The organism is Arthrobacter sp. NPDC055138, assembly GCF_053607305.1.
The window spans coordinates 346,949-372,351 of record NZ_JBSGTH010000005.1 but is presented as its reverse complement, the minus strand read 5'-3'; the positions used below and the strand labels follow the sequence as shown (position 1 = coordinate 372,351).

Here is a 25,403-nt window from a genome sequence, read left to right as displayed (position 1 = left end):
GCTGCGAGCGGCCACTTCGCGGAACATGAAGGAGCGTCCAGGAAGATCTAGCGGCCGGATTCCTTAACCAGGAGAGCACGTTCCCAGAAGCTCGGGCCGACTGGTTCATGGAAGTCGCTCCGGGCGATCAGGTAGCCCTCGCTGTTCACGGTGATCGGCAGTTGCGGCAGCGGTCGGAATGCCGGGCCAAAAATCACCTTGCATTGCTGCGTCACGTCGAAGGTGGACTGGTGGCAAGGGCAGAGCAGATGGTGGGTGTGCTGCTCGTACAGGGCCACCGGGCAGCCGACGTGCGTGCAGATCTTCGAATAGGCAACGATGCCGTTGTAGGCCCAGTCCTCCCGGCCGGGACTGGGATGCAGATCCGCCGGGTTCAGACGGACGAGCAGGACCACTGACTTGGCTTTTTCGACGAGCTTGCCTTCGGACAGTTCATTCAGGCCTTCGGGGATGACATGAAAGATAGCGCCGAAGGTCACGTCCGAGGCCTTGATCGGCGTGCCCTCGGGGTCCCGTGCCAGGCGCGTCCCCTCCCTCCACAGGGTCTGTCCCAGGACCTTCGGGTCGAGGTTCTTGGACAAGTCCCGGAAAATGCCGATGGCCGGCAGGATGGCCAGGAGCCCGGCACCGATGAGGGTGTTGCGGATCAACGGCCGGCGCTTGATGCCAGACTCGTCAACGACCTGGCCGATAATCTGCTCCGCGTCCCGGCGGTCCTCTTCGGTGCGGACCTCGTGGCGCTCCTCGGCCACCTCATGGTCCGGCATCAGGGTCTTCGCCCAGTGCACGATGCCGACGCCGATGCCGAGCATCGCGAAGGCGATGCCCATGCCGAGCAGCAGGTTCTGCACGCGCAGCGTGGAAATCGAGGTGGATTCACCCAATGGGATGGCAAAGTAGCCGACGAAGAACAGCAGGGTACCGATCACGGAAATGACGAAGAGAATTGCAACCTGCCGCTCGGCCCGCTTTTCGGCCCCGGGATCCTTATCTGCACGGCGCGGGCGGTGGGGAGGTAGTCCAGGATCCTGGAACTTTTCTACTTGGCCCTGGCCAGCGGTAGCAGCCGTAACCGGGGTGTTCGGGTCGCCTTGACTCTGGTCGCCCATGATCCCTCTCATCCTTCCCCATGAACGACTTTAAGAGTGCGTCTGCGTTATTTCAACGGTTTTCCCGGAGACCCTACGTGAGCCGCCGGATGGAAGACCTAGGATCCTTGCTGGGCCAGCGAGATCAGGAAGGCGATGTGGGGGAGGCTGCGATCGACGCGGCGGCGCTCTGCCCGGTGGCCAGCCGAGCAGCGCTGGGACTCATGACGCTAGCCAGGGCCGGTGCCAACCGGCGTAGCCGGCGGTCAGTGCGTCTGCAACTGCCGGGCCCCAAGACCCGGGCGTGTAGCTGTGCACCGGCGGCGGCGCATCCAGGAGTGGCTGCATGATCCGCCACGTCTCCTCGACCCCGTCCTGGCGGGTGAACCGCGTACTCTTTCCGACCATTGCCGCATGGAGCAACACCTCATACGGAGTCGGCCCCTCGCCCCCTTCATCGGCGAACTCCATGTCGAGATCGATGGCGCCGGGACCGACCGTGTCCGCACGCAGAGCCTCAACCTTGAGCCTGGCGCCGGTCGACGGATCAAGCCTGATGACGATCTGGTTGGGCTCTGGTCGGCGATCGGAGCCGAAGTTGAAGCCAAGCCGGGGCGGCTGCTTGAACACCAGCCGAAGCTCGGTCTGAGTGACCGGAAGCTTCTTGCCGGTCCGAATGAAGAACGGCACCCCCGACCAACGCCAATTGTCGATGTCGAGCCGCAACGCGGCGTACGTCTCCGTCGTCGAATCCGGGGCCACGCCGTTGATGCTCTGGTAACCCTCGTACTGGCCGCGGACGTAGTGGACAGGATCGGCCTCGGAGACCGCGCGGAACAGAGCGACCTGCGAGTCCTTGAGCGTCTGCGGATCACCCCCGGACGGTGGCTCCATTGCAGCCGCGGACACTACCTGCATGAGGTGGTTGACCACCACGTCGCGCAGCGCACCGACGGGATCGTAGAAGTGGCCACGGTCCTCGACGCCGAAGTCCTCGGCCATCGTAATCTGCACGCATTCGACGTAGTTTCGGTTCCAGATCGGTTCAAGCATCGTGTTGGCGAACCGCAGGTAGATGATCTCCTCCAGGCCCATCTTTCCCAGGTAGTGGTCGATCCGGTACAACTGCGACTCGTCGAGGAACTGGTGCAACTCTTCGGCCAGGGCGCGAGCCGAGGCTCGGTCCCTCCCGAACGGCTTTTCCACCACTACCCGCGCCGTCGCGGTCAGGCCGGCCCCAGCCAAGCCCTTGACGACTGCGCCGAACAGGAAGGGCGGGATTTCGAGGTAGAACACAGGGCTGTCGGCACCCTTAATCGCCTCGGCGACCCGGCCATAGGTCGCTGCGTCGCCGAAATCGCCCTGCACATAGGACAGCCGGGCCGCGAAGCGGCCGAAGACGGCGGCGTCGATCACCTCCCCAGTGCCCTCGATGGATACCCTGGCCCGTTCCACCAACTGATCAACCGTCCAATCATCGACGGCCACCCCGACGATCGGACACTGCAACAGACCCCGCTGCTCCAGCCGGTACAACGATCTGAACGTCATCACCTTGGCCAGGTCTCCGGTGATCCCGAAGACCACGAACGCATCGGCGGAACTCTGACCTTCGCTAGCCGGCTGGCCGCGCCCAGCCGCGTTTGGGCTATCCGTCCTCGCTGTCATGGCATCTCCTCGACGTGACCGGGCTTCAACCGGCTAAAGGAACCTGCCGGTGGCCTCCGTGCCGGAATTGACGCAGACCGGCTCCTATCAGAGCCAACCACCGCCTCCCGGTCCCCGTCATCACCCATTTTGGGTGATGACGCCGTCCGCCCCGGGGGACAGGATCAGTGCCTAGAGACAGCATCGGTAGATCCGATGACCCGCTCCACGAGGCTCCAGCATCGGCTTTCCGTGGGACCCCCCATGGCAGCTGTCAATGACGCCGGAAGGGGTGCGACATGACGCTGTTCGCGGACGTCCTGATCCCCATGATGGAGGTGAACCCGGTTCCGTGGGCTCGAGCGCAGATGGCGTTCACGCTGGCCTTCCACATCGTCTTGGTGCCACTGGGCGTGTCCTGGTCGGTGATGGCGCTGATCGCCAACTATCGAGGCATCAGGCGGGCCGACGCTGACGCCATCCGGCTCGCGCAGCGCTGGTCGAAGTACATGGCGGTCACCTTCGCAGTCGGCGCCGTCACCGGAACGGTTCTTTCCTTCGAGTTCGGCCTGCTGTGGCCCCAGTTCATGGGTCAATGGGGTGAGGCCTTCGGCGTGCCCTTCGCGTTTGAGGGTCTCTTCTTCTTTCTTGAGGCCGTTTTCATCTCGATCTACATCTTCGGCTGGCGGCGGCTCAAGCCCTGGACACACTTTTGGACCGGGGTCCCGATCGCCGTCGCCGGCATCTTCGGCAGTGTTTCAGTGGTGGCCGCCAACGCGTGGATGAACTCCCCGGAAGGGGTCACTCTGGACACGGCCGGGAATGTCGTGGCGGTGGACCCGCTCGGGGTCATCTTCAACCGGGCGATGCCGCTGATGGCGGCGCACATGGTGATTGCCGCCTACCTGGTCGGCGGCTTCCTGGTGGCCATGGTCTACGCGACGGCGATGCTGCGCGGGCGGCGGGACCACTACCACAGGCTCGGCTTTCTGATCGCCTTCACGGTGGCCGCCAGCGCCGTCCCGGTGCAGATGGGGGTCGGTGACGGTCTAGCTCGCTGGGTCTATAACAACCAGCCCGTCAAGTTCGCCGCCATCGAAATGGTGCCGACGACCGGCAGCGACGTGCCCGAGACGGTGCTCGGCCATCTCAACTCAGAAGGAGAAGTGGTGGGCGGTGTCCCTATCCCCGGGCTCGCCTCGTGGTTGTCGGACCCCAGTACAGGCCGGGCGACAGTGGTGCAGGGACTCGACACAGTACCCGCCGACGAGCGGCCGACGAACCGCCAGGTGAACGTCGTCCATCTCGCTTGGGACATCATGGTCGGCGTCGGCACTGCCCTGTTCCTGCTGACGCTGTGGTACTGGGCATCGTGGATCTTCCGACGAGACATGCCCCGCAGCAAGTGGTTCCTGCGCTGCGCCGTCGCCGCCGGACCCCTCGCCGTCCTGACCTTGGAGGCGGGTTGGACCGTGAGCGAGGTCGGCCGTCAGCCATGGATCGTCTACAACAAGATGCGGGTGGAGGACGCCGCGACCACCAACACCGGAGTTTGGATCACCTTCATCGCGGTCACGCTCCTCTATATCGGGCTGGGCGTCACCACAATCCTCGTCCTGCGCGGGATGAGTCGACGCTACCGGGAGGCACGACAATTCGAGGAGACAGACTCCCCGTATGGACCGCGCAAGCCGGTGGAAGAGACCTAGGGGTCCCATGGATACCGCCGCAGCCCTGCTCTTGTTCGCTGCCATCACCATCTACGCGATCTTCGGCGGCGCTGATTTCGGTGCCGGCTTCTGGGACCTGACGCCGGTGGCGCGCAGCGTGGGCAGCGGCCTCGCGAGGTGATCGATCACTCGATCGGGCCCGTGTGGGAAGCGAACCACGTGTGGCTGATTTTCATCTTCGTCGTGCTCTGGACGTGTTTCCCCGAGGCCTACGCGTCGATCACCTTGACCATGTTCGCGCCGCTCACCTTGGCGGCCCTTGGCATAGTCCTGCGTGGTGCCAGCTTCGCCTTCGGGAAGGCGGTGTTTCGGCAGCGAGCCCGCCGCAGCTTCGGCGCCATCTTCGCCGTCTCCTCGGTGCTGGTGCCCTACTGCTTCGGCGCGATTGCTGGAGGCATCGCATCCGGCCAGGTCCCGGCCGGCGGTCGGGCGGGCGATCCGCTGCACAGCTGGGTCAACCCGACGTCGGTCGTCATGGGTCTGCTCGCCGTATCCGTGACCGGCTACGTCGCCGCGGTACTGCTCACCTGGGATGCCCATCGCCTCTCCGACGAGGCCATGGTCGGCTACTTCCGTGTCCGCGCCGTGGTGGCTGGGGTCGTGGCCGGAGCCGTCGCGCTGGTCGGGCTCTTTGTTGTGCGCAGCGAAGCCAGCTACGTCTTCGAAGGACTCACCTCGCGCGCCCTGCGGCTGGTCATCATCTCGGCGGTCGCCGGGCTCGGCGCGCTTTTCCTGCTCCGAGGCCGCCCCCACCGCGGAGGGCGGCTGGCTGCGGTCGCCGCGGCCGGCGCCCTCGTGCTGGCCTGGGGGGTCGCGCAGTGGAACTACCTGCTGCCCGAAACCCTCACGGTCTCGGCGGCCGCAGCGCCGTCGGGCACGATCACGGCCGTGTTGGTCGCGGCCGGTCTCGCTGTGCTGTTGATCGTGCCGGCCTTCATCTTGTTGTACGTGCTCGACCAGCGCGGACTGCTTCCCGAAGAAGGCGACGACGACGAGCCCGACCGGGGCCCCGGGGTGGTCAGCACCTGACTTCACTGATGAAGGGGCAAGCAAGCGAGCCGTGGACCGGGCACGCGCACACTCTTAGCCACCCCTAAACAAGGCTGAAGATGACAGGTCGCCCTGGGCGATCTTGACGGCCTTCTGACTGCCTATCGAAAAAAGGCGGCTGTGGTAATTTCTGCATGGGTTAGGAGTTCCTCACGCGATTGCCTCCCGATCCGGCTCCTAATACCGCCTTTCGAAAGCAGAGGCGACGATGGCAACCCTATTGATCTTTCACGAGGTCGACGACGTTGACCACTGGCTCAGCTCGCCGCGGCGTCAGGAACTCCTCGGACCGCTGGGCTTGACTGTTCGGACCTTTGTAGACCCGGAGAAAACCAACCGCGTCGGGCTGATCGTCGAAGTCCCGGACCTGGCCACGTTCCAGCGAATGATGGAGTCCGAAGCCGCGGCCGATGCCATGAAATTCGACGGCGTACGCCCCGACACGATCCTGGTTCTGGTCGAACCCGAGCGCAACCGCTGACCACCGGACGTCATGCCGGCTGGTCGTCACTTTTGAACATGCACTGAGCCGGTAGATCCTGGTCTTGCAGAAACAAGATGCCCCACCGGCGAGAAACGGCGCAGCGGTGGGATCCAGCAGTGGCAAAGCGTGTGTGGAGGCATCGGGCGGGATGACGAGGGCCTCTCGAAGCCTCAGCTCTTGACGCGCTGTACCGAGTGGACGGCGGCCGGACCGCCCACTGAGCGAGCAGCCGGCAGTCTCTGGGCCCGGCCATCGCGCTGGTAGTCAGGTCATTCGGGGCTGGGGCGTCGCCGGTTGCGTTTGGTTTCGGAGCGCAACCGTTTTCCTTCGAGCCGGCGACGCCGCGAGCCACTCGTCGGCCGGCTAGGACGCCGGACGACAGATGGAGCCACTGCGTCTCGCAGGACTGCTGCGAGGCGTTGCCTGGCCGCAGTCCTGTTTCGCCGCTGGGAGCGATGCTCGGCGGCGCTGATGGTCAGCACCGTGCCCGAGATCCTCGCGGAGAGCCGCTCGAGGGCGCGTTTGCGCTGGACCTCGCTCAGCGCGGTTGTCGTGCCGAGATCGAGACTGAGTTGTACACGTGAGTCGGCGGTGTTGACGCTCTGTCCGCCCGGGCCGGAGGCTCGGGAGAACTGCTCGAGCAGTTCTCCCGCCGGGACCCGTAGGCCGCGGGGCGCGCCGGGTCCCGGGGGCACATGCAGGTCGTCCACAGGATCATTGTCTCGCAGCATCGAAGCGGTTGCCGCGATCAGTGCCTGCTGGAAGCAGCACCGGATCAGCACCATCCTTGAGCCCTACCCGGAGGATTCTCGTTGGCCTACTGTTGTCCTTACCCAAGCGGAGGAAAGGAACGAGGATGTTCACCTTACAGATTGGCTATCCGGTCCGGGACTACGCGGAATGGAAGAAAGTTTTCGACAGCGATCCCGCAGGCCGCGCCGCGTCGGGCGCCCGGTCTGTCCGGGTATTCCGGGACACAGACGACCAAAACAACGTGGCCGTGCTCCTCGACTTCGATACCAGGGACGCCGCGACCGCCTTTTTGGAACGGCTGCGCAGCCAGGTGTGGGACAAACCGGAGGTGATAGGGCAACTGATGTCGGGATCGCCGACAGCCAGGATTCTGGAGGAGGTGGCCCGCGAGGGTCAGGCCGCGGGCTGACCACTAATCGACCGGCGGGTGAAGACCGGCCCCTTCAGCGATTCGCTCTTCGGAAGCCACAAATTCAGCACCGGGTTGGAGATTCGCCTCGGACTTCAGGTCGCTCGGCTAAAGAACGTGGTCCACACCTGTTCAACGTCTAGCGGTTATCGACGCGGTAGCTCGTAGGGGGCTTCTGTCTGGACTCTCGGCTCGTTAGCATGTGGCGCATGGCCATCAAACTTGAGAACGTCGGTATCGCCGTTCGCGACCTCGAAGCAACGATCGCCTTTTTCACCGACCTCGGTCTGACGGTTATCGGCCGTGACACGGTCAGTGGCGAGTGGACGGACACCGCCGTCGGACTTGATGGCAACCACGCCAAGATCGCGATGCTGCAGACCCCGGACGGTCACGGCCGGCTCGAGCTTTTCGAATACATCCACCCCGAAGCGATCGAGTCGATGCCGACCCGCCCCAACGAGATCGGAATGCACCGCGTCGCTTTCTCGGTAGACGATTTGGACAAGGCCCTGGAGATTGCCGCGGCCCACGGCTGCCGTCCGCTTCGCGGTGTGGCGACTTATGAGGACGTCTACAGGCTCACTTACGTCCGCGGCCCCAGCGGCATCATCGTGATGCTCGCTGAGGAACTGAAGAAAAACTGACCGCTGATTCGCCCCTCTTGGTGAAGGCGCGGGCTCGAAGCTTATCCCGTCAGCCCATCGGAGGAGTGAGGCCGTACCGGGCGATGATGTCCGGAAGCCACGGGGCCTCGCCGAACTGGAGTCCGTACTCGGCTGCCAGCTTGGCGATGGCTTCGGGGTCGGTTGGTTCCCCGGCTTCGAGCTGATCCGCCACACCCCAGAAGAAGTGCTCGAAACCGGCGGGGCTGATCACTTCGATCATCCTCGCCGGAGTCTTGCCTGCGTTCCACATGGTGTGCAGTTCGCCGCGCGGCTTCGTAATGTAGCCCCCGGCGCCTAGCACCGCCTCGCGCTCGCCGGAGCGGAATCCGATCTCGCCTTCAAGGACGATCGAATACTCGTCCTCGCGGGTGTGCAGATGCGGCGGAACCAAAGCCCCAACCGGGAACGGATGCTCCACGATCGAGATCTGCTCGTTGGTGTGTTCGCCGAACAGTTTGAAGACAACTCCGATACTTCCAAGGCTGCCTTGGCGTCCTTCGCCTGGCTGCACGACGGTGAGCCGCGGAGCCTCCTCAGCGCCCATGACCGGCCACCCCTTCTAATTCGATATACACTGGTGTATATCGAATTGTCCAACCGCAGAGGGATCGGCGTCAATACTTTGAGCGACCAGCAACGTTCAACCAAATCGCGGCCGTACCAAATGGTTAAGCGCGCCGAGCAGGTGGACACCACGCGTCAGCGCATCGTCGACGCGGCGGTGGCCCTGCATGGTTCGGTAGGGCCCGCCCGCACGACGATCGCCGGCGTCGCCGAGCGGGCCGGCGTGACCCGCCTGACGGTCTACCGGCATTTTTCCGACGACGAGGCGTTGTTCGCTGCCTGTTCCTCGCATTGGCTGTCACAGCAACAGCTTCCGAGTCCAACTGTTTGGGCAGAGCTTCCGGATCCTCTGGAACGCCTGCACGCTGGTCTGACGGACCTCTACCGGTTTTATCGCGGTGGCGAGTCGATGCTCGCGCGCATCTATGCGGATTGGGAAGCACTCCCGGACAAACGCCGCAGGGAGCTTGAGGAGCGCAACACGTTTTTCCGCGATGCCCTGCTCGAGCCGTTTCCGGCCTCCCGCAGGAGCGATCAGCTGCGCGCCGTCGTCGGCCACGCTGTCTCCTTCTGGACGTGGCGGTCGCTCTGCCTCGACAACGGGCTTTCCAATCGGGACGCCGTCCAGGTCATGACGGCCCTGGCAGCAGCGACGGCCGGCGAGGGCCGGCGGTAGCCCTGCGGCAGCGGCAGGGCAAAACCGCCAATGGCGGCCCGTCCCTTCGGGTAGGCTGCGGGCATGACGTTGCGTCCAGTTCTCGGCGCCTTGGCCGCCGCCCTGCTCCTCTCCGTGACGGCGTGTGGCCCCTTGGGCGTGAGTCTGGAGGCGGAGGATACCCAAGTCCAGCGCGACCCGGATGAGTGGGTGAATCAGCAGTTCAGCGGAGAGAAGTGGGGGCTGCCCGGAGTCTATCGTGCAGGCGGCGGCATCGGCGGCCCTGGCGACGAAACAGGACTGGAGTTCACACCGGCGAATCCGGGTTGGTACCTCATCGGGATGGTGTGCGAGGGCGCAAGCTCCATGACTGTAACCGCCACGGCCAGCGGCGATGCACTCGGCACCGGCAGCACGGACTGCGGATCCGAAGTGACCACCACTATGGAGTTGCCCGCCAGCAGGGTCATGATTGCAGTCGAAGGTACCGAGGCCCAGGGCATCTGGGCCTTGGCCGTTGCGCCGACCGAAGCCCCGTAGCCGACGTCGGAAGCGGCAGCGGATCGGCCATCGGATCCCTGCCCGGGTGGCGCACGCTTCGTCATGCCGGACGATGAACGGCGGCGCGGCCGATTGAGTCCTAGCGCCGGAATGTCAGGTGGACCGTGCCGCTCTCGGCCGTCTCGGCGGTGACGTGGTAGCCGGACTCCAAGCCGCGCAGGTCGTCCCAGAGACGAATGCCGCGGCCCAGGAGGATCGGCGCGACCGCCACGTGGAGCTGGTCGACGAGCCCGGCCTTCAGGAAGTCGCGGACGACGCTCGCTCCGCCGCCAACGCGGATGTCCTTGCCGCCGGCGGCTTCCAGCGCGCGATCGAGCGCCTCGCGTGGCGTTGCGGAGAGGAAGTGGAATGTGGTGCCGCCGTTCATCTCGATCGAGGGCAGGGGGGCGCGGTGCGTGAGCACGAAAACCGGGATTCGGAATGGGGGCTCGTCGCCCCACCATCCCCGCCAGTCCGGGTCGTCGGGGAAGTTGTGCAGGCCGAACATGCCCGCGCCCATGATCTCTGCTCCGGTGTCAGCGAAGTACGCCTTCGCATACTCGTCGTCCACTCCGGTAGTTCCCTCACCCGAGGTGTCGTGTAGGACGCGCTCGCGGAAGGTCCGGGTCGCGGCATATGCGCCGACCAGGCGAGGCCAGTCTTCGCCGAAGGGTTTCTCCGGGGTTTGATCCGTTGTCGTCGCAAATCCGTCGAGCGAGATGTTGAGGTCAACGCGAACGGCCATCGGTACTCCGAGTCATGAGTGCTTGTCGATTGCCAACACGATACTGGAGGGGCCGAGCTGGTCAAGAGGTTTCCGTGGACCCACAGTCCGGTTGACGGATCGTGACTCTTCCAGCTCATCGATCTGCACCGCCTCGAGCACCTGCTGAGGCGTGAGGAGTGCCGGGCGGGCGGCATCTTTGATGAGCAAACGCGGACTCTTGACAGGCAGATGCGTGCTCTGCATTCTGGGCGGAGGTGCTCCATCGATATTCCACAGGCGAAGCAGTCATGCGGCCAGAGTGGCAGGAAACCGTGAAACGTCACCTCCAAAGACGGGCGGCAAGTAGCCGGCGCAGTATCTTGGGCATGGCCTCGGTGATTGTGTTCCTTTTGGTCGTCGGGTGGGGCATGTTCTTCGCCGTCGTCTTACCGGGACAGTACGAAGTGGCCGACCGGGCGCCGTTCGGCCTTGGGCTGGCGTTTACGGCATTCATCTTGGGCGCGCGCCACGCGTTTGACGCCGACCACATTGCGGCGGTGGACAACACCACACGCAAGCTGGTGGGGGAGGGCCGCCGGCCGGTGTCCGTGGGGTTCTGGTTCGCCTTGGGGCATTCGACCGTCGTGATCTTTGCTGTCACGCTGCTGGCCGCCGGGCTGAATAGGTTGGCCGACCAGATTTCCGACGGCGATTCATTGCTGGCTTCCCTCACCGGAGTGTGGGGTGTCATCGTCTCCGGACTGTTCCTGCTACTGATCGGTTCACTGAATCTCTATTCGCTCATCGGGATCGCCCGCGTATTCCGCCAGCTGAGGAGTGGCGAATACAACGAAGCTGAAATCGAGGACCTGCTGCAAAAGCGCGGCGTCCTTAACCGGGTCTTGGCACCGCTTGCCAGACAGATCGACCGACCGTGGAAGATGTACCCCATCGGAGTGCTCTTCGGATTGGGATTCGATACAGCCACGACGATTGCGTTGTTTGTCATCGGCGGCAGCGCCGCCCTCACCGCACCTTGGTATGTGGTTCTCGTTCTGCCAATCTTGTTCACCGCCGGCATGACGTTGTTCGACACGCTCGATGGCATTTTCATGCACCGGGCCTATCAGTGGGCCTACGCGCGGCCAGTCCGGAAGGTGTACTACAACCTCATGGCCACCGGGACGTCCGTGATGGTGGCTTTCCTCGTCGGCGGGGTAGGCCTGTTGGGGCTGGTGGCCGAGAGAATGCAGGTAGATAGCGGTCCCGTTGCCTGGGTGGCTTCCGTGAACTTGGAGAACTTCGGCTTTTTGATCTGCGGACTGTTTGCCGCAACCTGGCTGGCGGCGGTCGCGTACTGGAAACTCGGCAAAGTCGAGGCCCGCTATTCACTGCCCGACTAACTGTCCAAAACCGACTGCCACCGCGTAGCACCCGGGACAACGTGATCGCTTCACGCGGCGCTGGCGGCATCCGGGACACGTTCTCGATGGCACGTACGGTTCGCTCCTAGACGGCCAAAACTCCCCAAGTGCGGGCCGGCTTCCGGGCTTCACCAGTCCGGGCTGTCCATGTTTTGCCGGACCGCCGAGCGTTTGCCCTACTCAGCGCCAGATGCCGCTGCAAAACATGGACGGTTCCTGCTGAACGTGGACAGCTGGTCCGCTGCGTGGCTGAGCGCCTGAATGACAGGCTGGTGCCTCATACGCGGCGACCTTCGATGCGTCAAGGCCCATGGTTGCGCATTGTCCCGCACGCGCCTATCTTGGAGTTCACGAGGTGGCAGACCATGCATGAGCTCTCACTGACGGAAAGCCTTATCGACGCCGTCCTGGAAAGAACAGGTGATCGGCAGGTTACCCTCGTGAATCTTCGCATTGGGGCGCTCTCAGGTGTGCTGCCGGATGCCATGCGCTTTTGCTTTGAAGTCGCCTCCGCCGGCACAGCGCTGGCCGGTGCCCAGCTGAATATCGATGAGCCCCGCGGCCTGGGCCGGTGCCGCAATTGCAGGCGTGATTTCGTGCTGGAAGACCTGATTCTGCTGTGCCCCTGCGGCAGTGCCGACGTGGAAGTCCTCGGCGGCCGTGAACTGACGGTGACATCGGTGGAGGTGGCATAGATGTGTACCACCTGTGGCTGTGGAGACGCCGAAAACACGCGGGTGTCAGGCCTTGAGATTGCGCGGGCCGGCCACGACCATCCACATGACCACAGTCATCCCCATGATCACGACCACGGGCCTGACCACGGGCACGACCACGGGCATGCTCCCAACGGCGCGCAAACCATAGTGCTTGAGCAGGATCTGCTCGCCAAAAACGACCTGCTCGCCGCCCGGAACCGCGGCTGGCTGGAGGGCCGGAGCATCCGCGCCCTGAACGTGATGAGCTCGCCCGGCGCCGGCAAGACCACGCTGCTGGTCAGGACGCTGCAGGAACTAGGCGACCGGCTGCGGGCCGGCGTTATCGAAGGCGGCCAGGAAACGTCGCTGGATGCCGACCGCATCCGTGCACTGGCACGGCCCCTGACGCTGCTGCGCGAACTGTGTTCCGACGGCATGACCGTTCTGCTGAGCACGCACCACCCCGACCACGCGCTGTATCTGGCGGATCGGGTCGTCCTGATGGGCGGATCCGGGCCGACAACCGGGACGGCGGAAGAGTTGCTCACCGCCAGGGAACTCTCCGCGCTGTACGGCGTTCCCGTCAGCACGCTCCTGTACTCCGACGGAGACACGCAACAGCGCACCATCGTTGTCCACTACGGAGGGCTTTGACCCGTACCCGTACCGATCGGCCAAATGCATTGGCCGAGCTGCCGGGCAGCCACAGCCAAAGGGCAGTTCCGGGCAACCGGCTCACTCCACGGCCCGGTGGCGAGGGCTGTCCGGGTTCATCAACGAGTGCTTGCGGCTGTAGAACATGTAGATGACCAGGCCGATGATCAGCCAGACCACAAAGCGCAGCCAGGTTTCCCAGTGCAGTTGGAACATCAGGAACAGGGAGGCGAAGACGCCGAAGGCAGGGACCACCGGCATCAGCGGCAGCCGGAAGGTCCGCGGCACGTCCGGCCGGGTGCGCCGCAGCACGATCACGGCGATGCTGACCACCACAAAGGCGGCCAGAATGCCGATGTTGGTCAGGTCCGCCACGGCCCGGATGGGGAACACTCCTGCCAGCAGCGCTGCCGCGATGCCGGCGATCCAGGTCACTCGCTGCGGCGTGCCGTGCCGGTCCGTCGCCGCGAACCAGGACGGCAGCAGCCCGTCGCGGCTCATCGAGAACCACACCCGGGTCACGCCCAGCAGGAAGGTGAGCATTACGGTCAGGATCGAGATCACGGCGAAGGCGGAAATGATCGTGGCCACGGCCGGCAGCCCGACCGACTCGAAGGCCGACGCAAACCCCGCGGTGGGACTGATATCCGAATAGTTCTGCATGCCGGTCAGCACCAGGGTGGCCAGCACATAGAGCGTCATCGCGATGCCCAGCGACAGCAGGATCGCCTTGGGCATGTACTTCTTGCCGTCGACGGATTCCTCCGCCGCCGTGCTCATCGCGTCATAGCCGAAGACGGCGAAGAAGACGGTGGCGGCCCCGGCCAGCACCGGGCCGAATCCGGAGGGCATGAACGGGGTGTAGTTGTCCGGGTTCACATAGAAGAAGCCCAGCCCGATGATGAAGAGGATCAGCGCGATCTTCAGCCCCACTGCTATCAGTTCGAACCGGCCGAAGGTGCGGGTCCCGCGGCTGAGGATCCAGGCAATCAATAGGCAGACCACAATGGCCGGCAGGTTGATCACGCCGCCCTCGACCGTGTCGCCGGTGCCCTGCATCCAGGCCGGCACCGTGACGCCGATGCCCTCCATAAAGGCGCTGAAATAGCCCGAGATGCCGATGGCGACGACGGCGACGATGGCCGTATATTCCAGCAGCAGATCCCAGCCGATAAACCATCCGATGAGCTCCCCGAGGGCAACATAGCCATAGGTGTAGGCGGAGCCGGCAAACGGGATCATGCCCGCAAATTCTGCGTATGAGAGTGCGGCCGCCGCGCTGGCTAAGCCGGCGATGAGGAAGGAAATGAGCACCGCCGGGCCGACCGGCGGCGCGTCGGGGCCGCCGTTGGCCACCAGCCCGGCCAGTGTGAAGATGCCGATGCCGATGATTCCGCCGACGCCGATCGCGGTCAGCTGCCACAGGCCCAGGCTTTTGGAAAGATGGCTTTCCCCGCTCTCCTCCACCATCTCTGTGATCGGCTTGCGCCTGAGGATTGATTGGGAACCGCTCCAGATGGACATGCCGGACTCCGATGTTCGAGCCTGCATCTGCCGCCGGAACCCTGTGCAAGGGGCGGCTCCGCCGTGCGGATGCCCTGTACGTGTTCGAGTATGGACCGCCCACTGCCCGCAGGGAATAGTTTGCCGGTCCTCAGGTGGAAATTTCCGGCGCGCCACCGGAGGTCCCGAACCTGCTTGGACCCGGAACACGGCGGCGGTAGCGTCAAACTGTGGACAAGCCGAAGACTGTAGACGAATACCTGGCCGCGTTCCCCGAAGACGCCCGTGAGGTTCTGCTCGAGCTGCGGGCGCTGAGCCGCAGGCAGGTACCCGGAGCCTCAGAGGCCCTGAAATGGGGTTCTCCGGCGTACTCTCTCGACGGCACCATCATGTTTGTTTTTGCCGGTTACCGGCAGCACGCGAACTTCGTTTTCACGCCGAGCACCCGAGCGGCGTTCGCAGACGAACTGACGGATTTTCGAACAGGCAAGGGGTCGGTTCAGCTTTCCTACAAGCAACCCGTTCCCGCGGAACTGCTCGGGCGAATGATTGCCTACCGCATCCGGGAATTCCGGGACGACGGTGTCCTGTGGATGTAGGCACGCGGTGCTTCCGGCGGCGTCCCGAGGTTCCCCGGAACGCCTCATCCTGCACCCGCTGACGGGTCTACGACGACGGCCGGCTTCCCGCCGTCGTACCCCTGTTGTCCGTGCATCGTTTGGGTTAGGGTGGGCGCATGTCGCGGTTCAGCTACTTGGAGTGGCCCGTTGTACGGCAGCTCCGGTCGAGTGATTCACTCGGGCGGGGCGAGGCTGTCACGTCGCCACGAACCCGCGACATCGCTCCCCGGACGTCCACCGCTGACCGCGTGGTGCAAAGCGTGTGCCCCTACTGTGCGGTGGGATGCGGCCAGCGTGTTTTCGTCAAGGACGAGAAGGTTGTCCAGATCGAAGGCGACCCGGATTCGCCGATCTCCCGCGGCCGGCTCTGCCCCAAGGGCTCTGCCAGCGAGCAGTTGGTCAATGCGCCGAGCAGGCAGACGCAGGTGCTGTACCGGGCACCCCATGCCAAGGATTGGCAGCACCTTGACCTGGACACCGCCGTCGAGATGGTGGCCGAGAGGTTCCTCGCGGCACGCCGGAACCACTGGCAGCAAAACGATGAGCACGGCCGTCCGCTCCGGCGGACCATGGGCATTGCCGGGCTGGGCGGGGCAACCCTGGACAACGAAGAGAACTATCTGATCAAGAAGCTCTTCACCGCAGCGGGCGCCATCCAGCTCGAAAACCAAGCACGCATTTGACACTCCGCCACGGTTCCCAGTTTGGGAACCTCCTTTGGACGCGGCGGAGCGACGCAATCGCTCCAGGACATGGCCAATGCCGACTGCATTGTTATCCAGGGCTCAAACATGGCCGAGTGCCATCCCGTCGGCTACCAATGGGTGACGGAGGCCAAGGCTCGCGGCGCGAAGATCATCCACGTGGATCCGCGGTTCACCCGGACCAGTGCGGTGGCCGACAAACACGTCCCGATCCGCGCCGGATCGGACATCGTCCTTCTGGGTGCCCTGATCAACCATGTGATCAGCAACGATCTGTGGTTCAAGGAATACGTTCTTGCCTATACGAACGCATCAACGCTGGTGGGCGAAGACTTCCGTGACACCGAGGACTTGGACGGGCTGTTCTCCGGATTCGATCCGGAAACGGGCCACTACAACCTGGCTTCCTGGGCTTACGAGCGGAAGCCAGAGGCAGAAGAATCGGCAGAACTCGGACACGAACATGGCGCCGATACCGCCGCCCGGGCCGCCGGCGATCAATACGGCAGCGGCGGCCCGCCCCTGGGGCGCCCGGATTTCGAGCAGGACCCGACCCTTGAGCATCCGCGCACGGTGTTCCAGATCCTGAAACGCCACTACTCGCGCTACACCCCGGAAATGGTCCGGGACGCCTGCGGCATCTCCCTCGAGGATTTCGACTACCTCGCGCGGGCCGTCACGGAGAACTCCGGCCGCGACCGGACCACCTGCTTTGCGTATGCCGTCGGCTGGACCCAGCACACGGTGGGCGCGCAATTCATCCGCACCGCGGCGATCCTGCAGCTGTTGTTGGGCAACGTGGGGCGGCCAGGCGGGGGAATCATGGCGCTGCGCGGCCATGCCAGCATCCAAGGTTCCACCGACATCCCCACGCTGTTCAACCTGCTCCCCGGATACCTCCCGATGCCGAAGGCCGGCATTGAGACGCTGCGCGAATACTGCGAAGGTATCGCGTCCCCGGAGCAGAAGGGCTATTGGGCCGACGCCGATGCCTACACCATCAGCTTGCTCAAGGCCTGGTGGGGCGACGCGGCCAACGAAGACTCGGACTGGGGCTACGGCTACCTGCCCCGGATCAATGGCCCGCACGGGACGTACCAGACCGTGATGAGCATGCTGGATGACGAGGTGGAGGGCTACTTCATCTTTGGCCAGAACCCCGCCATCGGGTCCGCCAACGGCAGGATGCAGCGTCTTGGAATGTCCCATCTGAAATGGCTGGTGGTGCGCGACCTCAACCTGATCGAGTCGGCCACCTGGTGGAAGGACGGTCCGGAGATCGCCTCGGGCGAACTGCGCACCGAGGACATCGGCACCGAGGTCTTCTTCTTGCCGGCCGCGACCCATGTGGAAAAGGCCGGCTCCTTCACCCAGACCCAGCGGCTGCTGCAATGGCGGCACCAGGCGGTACGGCCGCCGGGTGACTGCCAGAGCGAACTGCAGTTCTTCTACGAGCTGGGCAAGCGGCTCCGGGCCAAGCTGGGAGATTCGACCGATGAACGGGACCGGCCGCTGCTGGACCTGACCTGGGACTATCCCACCGACGAACACGGCGAGCCTGATGGCGAGGCCGTCCTCGCCGAAATCAACGGCCGCCATCTCGCCGGTCCCAAAGCCGGCCAGCCCCTCTCGTCGTACACCGAGATGCGCCCCGACGGCTCGACGTCGGGCGGATGCTGGATCTACACCGGCGTCTACGCGGACGGCATCAACCACGCCGCGGACCGGAAGCCGGGGCAGGAACAAGGGCCGGTCGCCGCCGAATGGGGCTGGGCCTGGCCGGCCAACCGCCGCATCCTCTACAACCGGGCCTCGGCGGACCCCGAGGGCAAGCCCTGGAGCGAACGCAAGAAGTACATTTGGTGGGATCAGGAGCAGAACCGGTGGAGCGGCGAGGACGTCCCCGATTTCCCCGTGGACCGCGCTCCGGGTAGCCGTCCGGATCTATCCCTGGGCGGCGCGGCCGCGCTGGCGGGGGATGACCCCTTCATCATGCAAGCCGACGGCAAGGGCTGGCTGTTTGCGCCGAAGGGCATGGTGGACGGCCCGCTGCCGACGCACTATGAGCCGCAGGAGTCCCCGGTGGCGAACCCGCTCTACCGGCAGCAGCAGAACCCCGCGCGACTGATCTATCCGCGCGAAGACAACCTCAGTGCGCCCAGCGCGGGCACGCCCGGGTGGGACATCTACCCGTACGTCTTCACCACGTACCGCTTGACCGAACACCACACGGCCGGCGGGATGAGCCGGTGGCTGCCGTACCTCTCCGAGCTTCAGCCGGAGATGTTCTGCGAGGTGTCGCCGGAATTGGCGGTCGAACGTGGATTGGAACCCTACGGATGGGCAACCATCATCTCGCCCCGGGCCGCCATTGAAGCCAAGGTGTTGGTCACCGAGCGGATGCGGCCGTTGGTGGTGGGCGGTCGCACGATGCACCAGATCGGGCTTCCTTACCACTGGGGAGTCGGCGGTGACGCCGTCGTCAGCGGCGACGCAGCCAACGACCTGCTGGGGGTGACCCTGGATCCGAATGTGCAGATCCAGGAGTCCAAGGCCGGATCATGCGACATCCGTCCGGGCCGGCGGCCGCAGGGACCGGAACTGCTCTCCTTGGTTGCCGACTATCAAGCCCGCGCCGGGGTAACGACCGAGACCGGCAGCGACAAGGTCACCGACCCCAACCGCGCGTTGGGCGACGACTCGACGAGGGAAGGCTAAATGAACAAGCTGACCGAAGCTCCCGGACACATTCCGCACACCGGACACCCGCGCAAGGGCTTCTTCACCGATACCTCGATCTGCATCGGCTGCAAAGCGTGCGAAGTGGCCTGCAAGGAATGGAACCGCAACCCCCACGACTCGGAGTACGAACTCCTCGAGTCCTCCTATGACAACACCGGCGCGTTGGGAGCCGACACCTGGCGCCATGTCGCCTTCATCGAGCAGGACCGCGAGCACATCGAACAGGCGCGCGCCTCCGGACGGGCGCTCGTCAGCCTCGGCATGCCTGGCATCGGACCGCCGGGAAACTCCGGTGCCGCGGGGGAGCCGTCCGTCCCGGATACGACGCCGCCCGACACGAGGCACCCCGATACGCCCGATTTCAGGTGGCTGATGTCCTCCGATGTGTGCAAGCACTGCACCAACGCCGGGTGCCTCGACGTGTGCCCGACCGGTGCGCTGTTCCGCACCGAGCACGGCACTGTTGTGGTGCAGGACGATGTCTGCAACGGGTGCGGCACCTGCGTGGCCGGGTGCCCGTTTGGCGTGATCGAGCGGCGCAGCGATGGAACCGCGGGGGTAAAGGGGCAGCGCGACTTCACCCCGGGGGAGCAGGCACCGACCCGCAACGTAGGCGTCGCCCAGAAATGCACCCTGTGCTACGACCGGATGGTTGATGGCCAGACGCCGGCCTGTGCCCAGGCGTGCCCGACGACGTCGATCAAGTACGGCGAGCGCGAGGAGATGGTGAGCACTGCGAAACAGCGGGTTGCCGAACTGCATGCACAGGGACTGACCGAGGCGCGCCTCTACGGGGCCAACGACGCCGATGGAGTCGGTGGCACTGGTTCCGTGTTCCTGCTGCTGGATGAGCCGGAGGTGTACGGGCTGCCGCCGGACCCGCGCGTTCCCACCGCGGACTTGCCGCGGATGTTCAAGCGGGCGGGCCTCGCTGCGGCCGGCATGCTGGCGGCGGCCGCTGCGGCCTTCGTGGCTGGAGGCCGCTCTTGACCGTCTCCGACTTCGACAACTATCGGCCGCCCGAACCGCCACGCCGGTCCAGGCGCGGAGGCAAGCGCCGGCGCGCTGGAACAGGGGACGGCTCAGGCGAAATGCCGATGGTGCCGGAGCCGGAGTTCGCCTCCTACTACGGCCGGCCAGTGGTCAAACCGCCGCCGTGGGGCGACCCGATCGGTGCCTACCTCTTTCTGGGCGGAGTGGCCGGCGGCTCGGCGCTGCTGGGACTCGGTGGGCAGCTCACGGGCCGGCCGGTGCTGTGCCGCAACAGCCGGCTGGCCGCCCTTGCGTCGGTGGGGATTGGTGCTGCCGCGTTGGTAGCCGATTTGGGCCGGCCGGAGCGCTTCCTCAACATGCTGCGCACCATCAAGCCCACGTCTCCGATGAGCCTTGGCTCCTGGATCCTCGCAGCGTTCAGCACCGGCGTGGGAATCTCGGCGGCATCCGAAATCGACCGCCTGACCGGATCACGGCTCCCGCTGGGCCCGCTGCGCAGGCTGCTGCGCGCGATGGAGGGGCCGGCGGGGGTGGAGGCGGCGTTGTTTGCAACCCCGCTCTCCGCCTACACCGCCGTCCTGTTGTCGGACACCGCCAACCCGACGTGGAACGCGGCGCGCGAAGATCTGCCCTTCGTTTTCGTGGGTTCCGCCAGCCTTGCCGCGGCCGGTCTTGCCATGGTCACCACGCCCGTCCGTGAAGCGGGGCCAGCCCGCGCGCTCGCGGTCCTCGGCGTAGCCGTTGATGTGATCGCCTTCCGCATGATGGAGAGCCGGATGGACCCAGTGGCCGCAGAACCCCTTCGTGAGGGTGCTCCCGGGCGAATGCTTGCATGGAGTCAGCGGTTGGCCGTGGCCGGTGGCATTGGCGTCCTGGCTGGCAGCCGGCACCGGCCGGTGGCGGCGGCCTGCGGCCTGGCGCTGCTGAGCGCCTCGGCGCTGACCCGGTTCGGAATTCTGCGTGCCGGCATCCGTTCGACCGAGGACCCCCGGTACACGATCGAACCACAGAAGAGGCGGCTCGCGGAGCGGCGGAAAGCGGGCGTCGTCGGCGATTCGATCACGACCGCCTGATGAGCCGGGACGACTAGCGCACTTCGATCCCCGCCCCGGCAACGGTCTGCCCGATCACGGGGTGCCCGGGCAACTCGCCGACCACGAGCAAGCCGCCGGAGGTCTGTGCATCGGCCAGCATCAGCAGGTCGTCTTCCGTGATGCCTGCTCCCGTGCGCAGATGCGGGCGCACCCAGTCGAGGTTGCGCCGGGTGCCTCCGGAGATGAAGCCATCCCGGAGCGCTTCCCGTGCCCCGGCGACGAGGGGCACCGCAGCGCGGTCGATCACCGCCCCCACGCTTGACGCGCGGCACATCTTGTAGAGGTGGCCGAGCAGGCCGAACCCGGTGACGTCGGTTGCCGCGCGGACACCACAGCGCAGCGCCGCGTCTGCGGCATCCCGGTTCAGCTGGGTCATCACGGCGATCGCCTCGTCGAAGACCTCACCGGTCTGCTTGTGCCGGTTGTTCAGCAGGCCAAGGCCGATCGGCTTGGTCAGCGTGATCGGCAGCCCGGGCTCGGCGGCGTCGTTGCGCAGGAGCTGTCCGGGTGCGGCGATTCCGGTCACCGCCATCCCGTACTTCGGTTCCGGGTCGTCGACCGAGTGCCCGCCGGTCACCGGACACGCTGCCTCCGAGGCCACATCCAGCCCGCCTCGCAACACTTCGGTGAGCAGTTCCATCGGCAGGACGCCACGGGGCCAGCCGACCAGGTTAATCGCGCTGATCGGACGCCCGCCCATGGCGTAGATATCCGAGAGGGCGTTCGCCGCCGCGATCCGGCCCCAGTCATAGGCATCATCCACCACGGGAGTGAAGAAGTCCGCCGTCGAAAGCACCGCAAGATCATTGCCCACCTGCACGGCGGAGGCATCGTCGCCGTCGTCGAGCCCGACGAGGACGCCGGGATCGGCTTGGCCGGTCAGGCCGCGGACCACGTCCTCGAGTTCACCGGGCGGAATCTTGCACGCGCAGCCTCCGCCGTGCGCGTAGGTGGTCAGCCGGACGGCTTCCGTGGGTTCTTCGATCACGCCGCTGATCGCGTTCATGGGTCCAGCATAGGAGCGGTGGCCGGTGTTAGCATGCACTTGGAGGCGTCCGGGTCCTGGTGGGCCCCCCGGTCTTCAAAACCGGTGAGACCGAGTACCTCGGTCTGGCGGGTTCGATTCCCGTCCGCTTCCGCCAGCTGCTGCAGTCGTTGGTGACGCGGGGAAGGAGGGGCCGTGGGCCAGAACGACCCGCGCCGGCAGATTCCGCGCACCGACCAGCTGCTCGCCCATCCGGAACTTCGCCTCGCACGCAGCCGGCTCGGCGACGACGTGATCCGTTCTACCGTGCGCGACGTGCAGGAACAGGCGCGCCGCGGCGACTTTGCCCCGGGAGACGTGGAAGCGAGGCTCCTGTCCGCGGTAGCTTCCCGCGCAGCCTCCTCGCTCAGGCCCGTTCTCAACGCCACCGGGGTCATTGTGCATACGAATCTGGGACGCGCTCCGCTCTCCGGTTCTGCCCGGCAGGCTCTGCTCTCGGCGGCAGGTTATGTCGACGTGGAAATGGACTTGCCCAGCGGCGCCCGATCACGGCGCGGGGCGGGCGCACGGCAGGCTTTGCTGGAGGCCTGTCCGGCTGCCGAAGAAGCCCTGGTGGTGAACAATGGCGCCGCGGCCCTAGTGCTGGCCACCACCGCGCTCGCCGGTGCCGGCGAGGTGGTGATCAGCCGCGGTGAGCTCGTGGAGATCGGGGCCGGGTTCAGGCTTCCCGAGCTGATTGAATCGACCGGTGCCCGCTTGCGCGAAGTAGGGACCACCAACCGGACGCACCTGGCGGATTACGCTGCGGCGATCGGCCCGCAAACCGGCTGCCTGCTCAAGGTGCACCCCAGCAATTTCCGGGTCAGTGGGTTCACCTCTGGCGTCGGCATCGGCCAACTGCGCGCCCTGGCCGACGAACATCGGGTTCCCCTGGTGGTGGATCTCGGTAGCGGCCTGCTCGCACCGGACCCGATGCTGCCCGGGGAACCGGACATCTCGGGCGCGCTGGCCGCAGGTGCCGACGTCGTCATCGCCAGCGGGGACAAACTTTTGGGCGGCCCCCAGGCAGGACTGGCCTTGGGCCGTTCCGAGGCGATGGCCCGGCTGATCCGCCATCCATTGGCGCGGGCGGTGCGGGCGGACAAGCTGACGCTGGCCGCATTGGAAGCGACCATCTGTGGCGGACCGACGCCGGTGACGGCCGCGCTGCACGCCGACCCCGTCCGGCTCCGGGAGCGCGCGGAACGCCTGGCGGCCGCCACCGGGGGCCGGCTGGTCGAGCATGACGGCAGGGTCGGGGGCGGGGGGGCGCCCGGGGTTCCGCTGCCGGGCTGGGCAGTCCAACTCTCCGAACGTGTCGCCCGGCCGCTGCGCACGGGGGACCCGGTGGTGTTGCCACGGGTCCACGGCGGTGCCTGCCTGATCGACCTGCGCTGCGTGCCAGAGGCCGACGACGAGCGGCTGGCTGCCGCCGTCCGCGCTGCCCTTGCCCACGTCGATGGCGGGCCGAGAGCCGCAGGCTCCTGAGATGTTCGTGGTGGCCACCGCCGGACACGTCGACCACGGTAAGAGCACCCTCGTGCGGGCTCTCACCGGAATGGAGACCGACCGTTGGGCCGAAGAAAGGCGCCGGGGCCTGACCATTGACCTCGGTTTCGCCTGGACACGGCTTCCATCTGGCAGGGACGTGGCGTTCGTGGATGTTCCCGGCCACGAGCGGTTCCTCGGAAACATGCTGGCCGGCCTCGGACCCGTCCCGGCGGTGTGTTTCGTTGTCGCCGTCGACGAGGGGTGGCAGGCGCAATCCAGCGACCACCGCGACGCCATCGCCGCCTTTGGCATCAGCCATGGGGTGGTGGTGCTGACCCGCGGCGACCGCGCGCCGGACCGGTCCGACGAGGTTCTTGCGCGGGTGCGCGCTGAGCTGGCCGGCACCGCGCTGTCCGACGCACCGGCGGTCACCGTCTCCGCGGTTGCCGGGACCGGACTCGAAGAATTGCGCCGTGTCCTGGACGAGAAGTTGGAATCCCTGCCGCGTCCCGACCCGATGGCCCGGGTGCGCCTCTGGATTGACCGTTCGTTCAGCATCAGCGGCGCCGGGACCGTGGTCACCGGGACCCTTGCGGCGGGCACCCTGACCCAGGGAGACCGTTTGCGGATGTACGGCCATCGGGACGTCAGGACGGTGTCGGTGCGGGCCCTGCACAGCCGCAATCAAGCGGTTCCCTCTATCGGTCCAACCAACCGGGTGGCCGTCAACCTGCGCTCCGGTGTGCCTGCTGAGTCCGTGCACCGCGGCGACGTCTTGGTCTCTGAAGACAGCTGGCCGATGGTGGACACGATCGATGTGCGCCGGAGCATGGGGACGCCGTTCGGCGAGGTTCCGCGGGAACTGATCGCGCATATCGGCACCGCCGCCGTGCCGTGCCGGCTGCGTCCGTTCGACGGCGATCATGCCCGGCTCGCCTTCGATCGGCGACTGCCGCTTGAGCTCGGGGATCGCTTGGTGCTCCGGACAACGGACAGCCGTTCGGTGTTGGCGGGAGTGCAAGTCCTTGACGTCGATCCGCCGGCCCTCAAACGCCGCGGCGACAGCGCTCAGCGGGCGCAAAGCCTCGCGGTCATGCGTCCCGAGGGAGACGCGCTGATCGAAGTCGCCCGCCGCGGTGCGGTCCGCGTAAGCCACTTGCGGCGCATGGGTGTTGCTTCCCTCGGAAAGGTGCCCGACCAGGTGCAGGCGTTTGGTGACTGGTGGGTACATCAGCCCGTCTTCGACGCCTGGCAGCGGCGGCTGCGCCTCGCGGTCCAGGAACTCGCGCAGAAGGACCCGCTGTCGGCCGGCCTGTCCCGCGGGGCTGCCCGGGAGTTGCTGGGCCCCGAAGGCGAAGCACTTTTGGACACGGTGGTGCGGGAAGCAGGTCTGGAGCACGACGGCGGATTCATCCGCCTCCCGGGACCCCGCGGCGACCTCGGCCCGGCAGAGGCGGCCGTGCGCGCGGTGGAAAGAGGCCTGAGCACGCAACCATTCGCCGCGCCGGAGGCTCACGACCTGAAGGATCTGGGACTAGGCGACCGGGAACTGGCGGCAGCCGAGCGAAGCGGCCGCCTGCTGCGGCTGGCCGGCGGCGTGGTCCTGCTTCCGCACGCGCCGGCCATGGCGATGCGTGAATTGGCCCGTCTGCCGCAGCCCTTTACCACCAGTGAGGCACGCCAACGCTTGGGTACCACCAGGCGCGTTGCCGTCCCGCTGCTCGAACACCTCGACGGACTGGGATGGACCCGGCGCCTCGACTCCGGCCACCGCGCCCTCGTCCGTCCAGCCCCGGGATAGGCGGCAGGCAACCGGTCGAAGGCCATCGCAGCCGGTGCGTTCAGTTAGCAGCCGATAACTAAAGTTTGTCTCAGGCAACTGTCTTCCCGGCCCCACGTCGCGGGCCGGAGCGCCCTCTTCCCCTGTGTTTCCGGGCTATTTCCGGCGTTGCGTCACGATGACGGCCATGTTTCCCGCGGAGACGGGCCGAGGCTTTAAGGTTGCATCTCGGTAACAACCGGATCTGAAGCGAAGTTTTTATACCCAACCCGGGTGGTTCCGGTTTACGCTCTAATGCGTGTGAGACATGCCACGTTCGGCGGGAAGCTCGTTGAACTTCAGGCGACGGGGTGTATGTCCGTCCTCTGCAGCACTGCCGGGG

At 65.9% G+C, this 25,403-nt stretch carries 25 protein-coding genes and 1 tRNA gene; 18 read left to right on the top strand and 8 right to left on the bottom strand.

Going from position 1 to position 25,403, the window contains the following annotated elements; genetic code table 11:
• Positions 1-47: 47 nt before the first annotated feature.
• Positions 48-1,109 carry a cytochrome bc1 complex Rieske iron-sulfur subunit gene (gene qcrA / locus ACWF5H_RS14795; RefSeq protein ID WP_452037729.1) on the bottom strand — a complete coding sequence of 354 codons (1,062 nt, stop codon included), beginning with the start codon at positions 1,107-1,109 and terminating at the stop codon, positions 48-50.
• A 201-nt stretch (positions 1,110-1,310) separates the two neighbouring features.
• Entirely contained in the window at positions 1,311-2,756 is a 1,446-nt protein-coding gene (gene zwf, locus ACWF5H_RS14790) for a glucose-6-phosphate dehydrogenase (protein WP_452037728.1), read from the bottom strand.
• A 278-nt stretch (positions 2,757-3,034) separates the two neighbouring features.
• Between zwf and ACWF5H_RS14785 the strand changes: the two genes are divergently transcribed.
• The 4 genes from ACWF5H_RS14785 to ACWF5H_RS14770 all read left to right on the top strand — a co-directional run bounded on the left by ACWF5H_RS14785 (position 3,035) and on the right by ACWF5H_RS14770 (position 5,996).
• A complete protein-coding gene (locus tag ACWF5H_RS14785; protein WP_452037727.1) occupies positions 3,035-4,444 on the top strand; it encodes a cytochrome ubiquinol oxidase subunit I in 1,410 nt (469 codons plus the stop codon).
• A gap of 7 nt (positions 4,445-4,451) precedes the next feature.
• On the top strand, positions 4,452-4,586 hold the full coding sequence (locus ACWF5H_RS14780) for a hypothetical protein (RefSeq protein WP_452037725.1): 135 nt from the start codon (positions 4,452-4,454) through the stop codon (positions 4,584-4,586).
• Positions 4,587-4,624: 38 nt separating this feature from the next.
• On the top strand, positions 4,625-5,494 hold the full coding sequence (locus ACWF5H_RS14775) for a cytochrome d ubiquinol oxidase subunit II (RefSeq protein ID WP_452037724.1): 870 nt from the start codon (positions 4,625-4,627) through the stop codon (positions 5,492-5,494).
• Positions 5,495-5,723: 229 nt separating this feature from the next.
• On the top strand, positions 5,724-5,996 hold the full coding sequence (locus ACWF5H_RS14770) for a hypothetical protein (protein ID WP_452037722.1): 273 nt from the start codon (positions 5,724-5,726) through the stop codon (positions 5,994-5,996).
• A gap of 272 nt (positions 5,997-6,268) precedes the next feature.
• On the opposite strand, the gene arfB is transcribed toward ACWF5H_RS14770, so the two are convergent.
• The gene (arfB, locus tag ACWF5H_RS14765) at positions 6,269-6,709 is read right to left on the bottom strand and encodes an alternative ribosome rescue aminoacyl-tRNA hydrolase ArfB (RefSeq protein WP_452037787.1); all 441 of its coding nucleotides are present in this window, start codon (positions 6,707-6,709) and stop codon (positions 6,269-6,271) included.
• A 146-nt stretch (positions 6,710-6,855) separates the two neighbouring features.
• On the opposite strand from arfB, the gene ACWF5H_RS14760 reads away from it, so the two are divergent.
• A complete protein-coding gene (locus ACWF5H_RS14760; protein WP_364647967.1) occupies positions 6,856-7,161 on the top strand; it encodes a hypothetical protein in 306 nt (101 codons plus the stop codon).
• A gap of 209 nt (positions 7,162-7,370) precedes the next feature.
• A complete protein-coding gene (locus ACWF5H_RS14755; protein ID WP_452037721.1) occupies positions 7,371-7,808 on the top strand; it encodes a VOC family protein in 438 nt (145 codons plus the stop codon).
• A 49-nt stretch (positions 7,809-7,857) separates the two neighbouring features.
• On the opposite strand, the gene ACWF5H_RS14750 is transcribed toward ACWF5H_RS14755, so the two are convergent.
• Complete coding sequence (locus ACWF5H_RS14750) at positions 7,858-8,373, bottom strand: cupin domain-containing protein (protein ID WP_364647973.1); 516 nt, start codon at positions 8,371-8,373, stop codon at positions 7,858-7,860.
• A gap of 33 nt (positions 8,374-8,406) precedes the next feature.
• Here ACWF5H_RS14750 and ACWF5H_RS14745 point away from each other — a divergent pair, with 33 nt between their 5' ends.
• A complete protein-coding gene (locus ACWF5H_RS14745; protein ID WP_452037719.1) occupies positions 8,407-9,069 on the top strand; it encodes a TetR/AcrR family transcriptional regulator in 663 nt (220 codons plus the stop codon).
• Positions 9,070-9,132: 63 nt separating this feature from the next.
• Positions 9,133-9,588: a hypothetical protein gene (locus ACWF5H_RS14740; protein WP_452037718.1), complete on the top strand. Its 456-nt coding sequence runs from the start codon at positions 9,133-9,135 to the stop codon at positions 9,586-9,588.
• A gap of 100 nt (positions 9,589-9,688) precedes the next feature.
• Here the strand turns inward: ACWF5H_RS14740 and ACWF5H_RS14735 are convergent, their stop codons facing one another.
• The gene (locus tag ACWF5H_RS14735; RefSeq protein WP_452037716.1) at positions 9,689-10,333 is read right to left on the bottom strand and encodes a dihydrofolate reductase family protein; all 645 of its coding nucleotides are present in this window, start codon (positions 10,331-10,333) and stop codon (positions 9,689-9,691) included.
• Between the two features lie 12 nt (positions 10,334-10,345).
• Positions 10,346-10,522: a hypothetical protein gene (locus ACWF5H_RS14730; RefSeq protein WP_452037714.1), complete on the bottom strand. Its 177-nt coding sequence runs from the start codon at positions 10,520-10,522 to the stop codon at positions 10,346-10,348.
• A gap of 158 nt (positions 10,523-10,680) precedes the next feature.
• Between ACWF5H_RS14730 and ACWF5H_RS14725 the strand changes: the two genes are divergently transcribed.
• The 3 genes from ACWF5H_RS14725 to ACWF5H_RS14715 all read left to right on the top strand — a co-directional run bounded on the left by ACWF5H_RS14725 (position 10,681) and on the right by ACWF5H_RS14715 (position 13,070).
• Positions 10,681-11,697 carry a HoxN/HupN/NixA family nickel/cobalt transporter gene (locus tag ACWF5H_RS14725; protein ID WP_452037713.1) on the top strand — a complete coding sequence of 339 codons (1,017 nt, stop codon included), beginning with the start codon at positions 10,681-10,683 and terminating at the stop codon, positions 11,695-11,697.
• A gap of 317 nt (positions 11,698-12,014) precedes the next feature.
• The gene (locus ACWF5H_RS14720; protein ID WP_452037785.1) at positions 12,015-12,413 is read left to right on the top strand and encodes a hydrogenase maturation nickel metallochaperone HypA/HybF; all 399 of its coding nucleotides are present in this window, start codon (positions 12,015-12,017) and stop codon (positions 12,411-12,413) included.
• Positions 12,414-12,584: 171 nt separating this feature from the next.
• Positions 12,585-13,070, top strand: a complete 486-nt coding sequence (locus tag ACWF5H_RS14715; RefSeq protein WP_452037712.1) for a hypothetical protein — start codon at positions 12,585-12,587, stop codon at positions 13,068-13,070.
• Between the two features lie 81 nt (positions 13,071-13,151).
• Here ACWF5H_RS14715 and ACWF5H_RS14710 read toward each other — a convergent pair whose 3' ends face one another.
• Entirely contained in the window at positions 13,152-14,594 is a 1,443-nt protein-coding gene (locus ACWF5H_RS14710; protein WP_452037711.1) for an amino acid permease, read from the bottom strand.
• Positions 14,595-14,803: 209 nt separating this feature from the next.
• Between ACWF5H_RS14710 and ACWF5H_RS14705 the strand changes: the two genes are divergently transcribed.
• From ACWF5H_RS14705 to nrfD, 4 genes are all read left to right on the top strand, one after another.
• On the top strand, positions 14,804-15,172 hold the full coding sequence (locus tag ACWF5H_RS14705) for an iron chaperone (RefSeq protein WP_452037710.1): 369 nt from the start codon (positions 14,804-14,806) through the stop codon (positions 15,170-15,172).
• Between the two features lie 137 nt (positions 15,173-15,309).
• Complete coding sequence (gene fdh, locus ACWF5H_RS14700; protein ID WP_452037708.1) at positions 15,310-18,615, top strand: formate dehydrogenase; 3,306 nt, start codon at positions 15,310-15,312, stop codon at positions 18,613-18,615.
• Entirely contained in the window at positions 18,616-19,629 is a 1,014-nt protein-coding gene (locus tag ACWF5H_RS14695) for a 4Fe-4S dicluster domain-containing protein (protein ID WP_452037707.1), read from the top strand.
• A complete protein-coding gene (nrfD, locus tag ACWF5H_RS14690) occupies positions 19,626-20,705 on the top strand; it encodes an NrfD/PsrC family molybdoenzyme membrane anchor subunit (RefSeq protein WP_452037706.1) in 1,080 nt (359 codons plus the stop codon). The genes ACWF5H_RS14695 and nrfD overlap by 4 nt, the downstream gene beginning before the upstream one ends.
• A 13-nt stretch (positions 20,706-20,718) precedes the next feature.
• On the opposite strand, the gene selD is transcribed toward nrfD, so the two are convergent.
• Positions 20,719-21,732 carry a selenide, water dikinase SelD gene (gene selD, locus ACWF5H_RS14685; RefSeq protein WP_452037704.1) on the bottom strand — a complete coding sequence of 338 codons (1,014 nt, stop codon included), beginning with the start codon at positions 21,730-21,732 and terminating at the stop codon, positions 20,719-20,721.
• Between the two features lie 41 nt (positions 21,733-21,773).
• Between selD and ACWF5H_RS14680 the strand changes: the two genes are divergently transcribed.
• From ACWF5H_RS14680 to selB, 3 genes are all read left to right on the top strand, one after another.
• Positions 21,774-21,868 (top strand) — tRNA-Sec (locus ACWF5H_RS14680).
• 38 nt (positions 21,869-21,906) lie between these two features.
• Positions 21,907-23,238 (top strand): L-seryl-tRNA(Sec) selenium transferase, encoded by a 1,332-nt coding sequence (gene selA / locus ACWF5H_RS14675; RefSeq protein WP_452037703.1) that lies wholly within the window; start codon positions 21,907-21,909, stop codon positions 23,236-23,238.
• Position 23,239: 1 nt separating this feature from the next.
• Positions 23,240-25,042: a selenocysteine-specific translation elongation factor gene (gene selB / locus ACWF5H_RS14670; protein ID WP_452037702.1), complete on the top strand. Its 1,803-nt coding sequence runs from the start codon at positions 23,240-23,242 to the stop codon at positions 25,040-25,042.
• Positions 25,043-25,403 lie beyond the last annotated feature (361 nt).